Origin of the sequence: Plasticicumulans sp., assembly GCF_035331805.1 — a bacterium.
Taxonomy (GTDB): Bacteria; Pseudomonadota; Gammaproteobacteria; order Competibacterales; family Competibacteraceae; genus Plasticicumulans.
On the sequence record NZ_DAOLKE010000434.1, the window covers coordinates 1 to 2,658 of the forward strand.

At 76.3% G+C, this 2,658-nt stretch carries 3 protein-coding genes; all 3 read left to right on the plus strand.

What is annotated here, in order from left to right; translation table 11 throughout:
• Positions 1-428 (plus strand): thiamine phosphate synthase (locus tag PKE44_RS18015; RefSeq protein ID WP_324554010.1); only part of this gene is annotated, 428 nt, incomplete at its 5' end.
• Positions 425-919 carry a hypothetical protein gene (locus PKE44_RS18020; RefSeq protein ID WP_324554012.1) on the plus strand — a complete coding sequence of 165 codons (495 nt, stop codon included), beginning with the start codon at positions 425-427 and terminating at the stop codon, positions 917-919. The genes PKE44_RS18015 and PKE44_RS18020, both read left to right, overlap by 4 nt.
• Positions 920-979: 60 nt before the next feature.
• The coding region (locus tag PKE44_RS18025) for an AAA family ATPase (protein ID WP_324554013.1) at positions 980-2,658 on the plus strand (1,679 nt) is incomplete at its 3' end.

Consider the following 2,658-nt stretch of genomic DNA (forward strand, 5'->3'; position numbering starts at 1 on the left):
AGATGCACGCCATCGGCCCCGAGCTGCAACGCTGCCGCGCCGCCGGTGCGCGGCTGCTTCTGAACGGCGCACCGGCGCTGGCGATGCAGCTCGGGGCCGATGGCGTGCATCTCGATGCGCGCGCGCTCGCCGCCTGCGACCGGCGCCCGCTACCGGCCGACCGGCTGGTCGGGGCCTCCTGCCACGATGCGCACGAACTCGCACACGCACAGCGCATCGGCTGCGACTTCGCCGTGCTCGGCCCGCTCGCCGCGACCGCGACCCACCCGGAGGCCGAACCGCTCGGCTGGGCGCGCTTTGCCGCGCTCGTGCGCACGGCCGGCCTGCCGGTGTACGCGCTCGGCGGCCTCGGCCCGGCCGATCTCGATGCCGCGTGGGCGGCCGGGGCGCAGGGCGTCGCGGCGATCCGCGCGCTGTGGCAGCCGTGAGTCCGGGCGCGCGCCGGCTCGGCATCGTCGCCGCGCTGCTGGCGCTGGCCGCGGCCGGCACGGGACTCGGCATCGCGCTGCCGAAGCTGCGCGCCTGGCTGTACGGCGACGCTCCGGCCATCGATCTGACCCGCGATGACACCGCCTGCCGGCCGATCGGCGTGCCGTGCTCGGCGACGCACGCGCGCCTGCAGCTCGCGCTCGGCCTCGGGCAGTCGGTCTCGCCGCTGCAGGCGTTTCCGGTCACCGTCAGCGTGCAGGGTGCCGAGGCCGCCGGGCTGCGCTCGGTCGAGCTGGCGTTCACGATGCAGGGCATGGACATGGGCATCCTGCGCACGCCGCTGCTGCGTCAGGCCGACGGCAGCTGGCGCGGGCGCGGGCTGCTGCCGGTGTGCGCGGCCGGGCGCAGCGACTGGCTCGCGACCGTGACCGCCACCGGCGCCGATGGCGAGCGCTACCGCGCGCAGTTCGCGTTCCCGGCCGGGCACTGAACGCAAGCCCGGCACCGTCATCCGCTTCGCCGTCACCTCGCCGCCACAGGGACAGTCCGCATGCGCATCCTCGCGATCCGGGGCCGCAACCTCGCCAGTCTGGCCGGCGACTTCGCCGTCGAGCTCGCCGCGCCGCCGCTGGCGCAGGCCGGGCTGTTCGCGATCACCGGCCCGACCGGGGCCGGCAAGTCGACGCTGCTCGATGCGCTGTGCCTGGCGCTGTACGACGAGATGCCGCGCCTTGCCGGCGCGCCGAAGGTCGCGGTCGTGCCCGGCGCGGATGCCGATGAGCGGCTCAACGCCGATGACGTGCGCGGCATCCTGCGCCGCGGCTGCACCGAGGCCTGCGCCGAGGTCGATTTCCTCGGCCACGACCGCCGGCGCTACCGCGCGCGCTGGGAGCTGCGCCGCGCCCGCGGCAAGGCCGATGGCCGCACCCAGAACCAGACGCTGGTGCTCACCGATCTCGACACGCAGCAGCGCCTCGGCGGCACGAAGACCGAGACGCTGGCCGAAATCCGCGCCCGGCTCGGCCTGAGCTTCGAGCAGTTCCGGCGCAGCGCGCTGCTCGCGCAGGGTGACTTCGCGAGCTTCCTGCGCGCCCGGGCCCAGGAGCGCGCCGAGCTGCTGGAGCGCATCACCGGCACGCAGCTCTACGGCGAACTGTCGATCGCCGCGCACCGCCGCGCGCGCGACGAGGAAGACGCGCTGCGCGAACTGGAACAAGGCCTCGCCGCGCTCGAACCGCTGGACGAGTCCGCGCGGGCCGAACTGCTCGCCGGGCACGCACGGCAGGCCGAAGCGCTGGCCGTGCTCGAAGCCCGGCACCTCGCGCTGCGCCGCCTCGCCGACTGGCAGACGCGCAGCCGCACGCTCGCCGTCGAACTCGCCGAAGCGGATCGGGCGCTGCAGCAGGCCCGGGCCGCCGTCGATGCGGCCGGGCTGCGGCAGCAGGTCTGGCAGCGGATCCGGGCCGCCCAGCCGCTGCGCCCGGTGGTCGAGGCCGTCGAGCGCACGCGCACCGCGGCCGAAGCGGCGAGCCAGCGGCTTGCCGGGGCATGCCAGGCGCTGGCGGACGCCGATGCCGGGCTGCGGCAGGCGCAGGCAGAAGCGCAGGCCGCCGGCGAGCGGCATGCAGCGGCAGAGGGTGCCCGCCTGCAGGCAGCGCCGCAGCTCGCCCGCGCCCATGCCCTCGATGCCCGGCTCGCCGATGCCACCCTGCACCGGGACACGGCCGTGCGGCTGGCGACCGGGGCTGAGCAGGCGGCCGAAGATGCGCAGCAGACGCTCGCCGGCCTGCAGCAGCAGATCGGGCGCAGCGAGGCCGCGCAGGCCGAAGCCGAGGGCTGGCTGGCCGCGCACGCCGGCCTCGACGCACTGGCCGGCCAGTGGCCGCGCTGGGATGCCGCGTTCCGGCAGTTGCTCGATCGGCTGCGCGAGCACGAGGACGCCCGCCGCCTGCAGGCACAGGCCGCGCACGAGCAGACGACGGCCGCCGCCGCGCTTGCAGATGCGGAGCAGCTTCGCGAACAGGCCCGGGCCGCGCGGCTGCAGGCCGAAGCCGAAGCCGGCAGGCTGGCGGCTGCGCTCGCAGCGATCGATGCAGACGGACTCGCGGCCCGCCGCCGGGCACTCGCGGTGCGGCGCGAAGCCCTGCAGCCGCTGCCGGCCATGGTCGAGCGCGCCGGCGTGCTGGCCACGCAGGCGCAGGCGCTGGTCGCGCGCATCGACGATTGGTG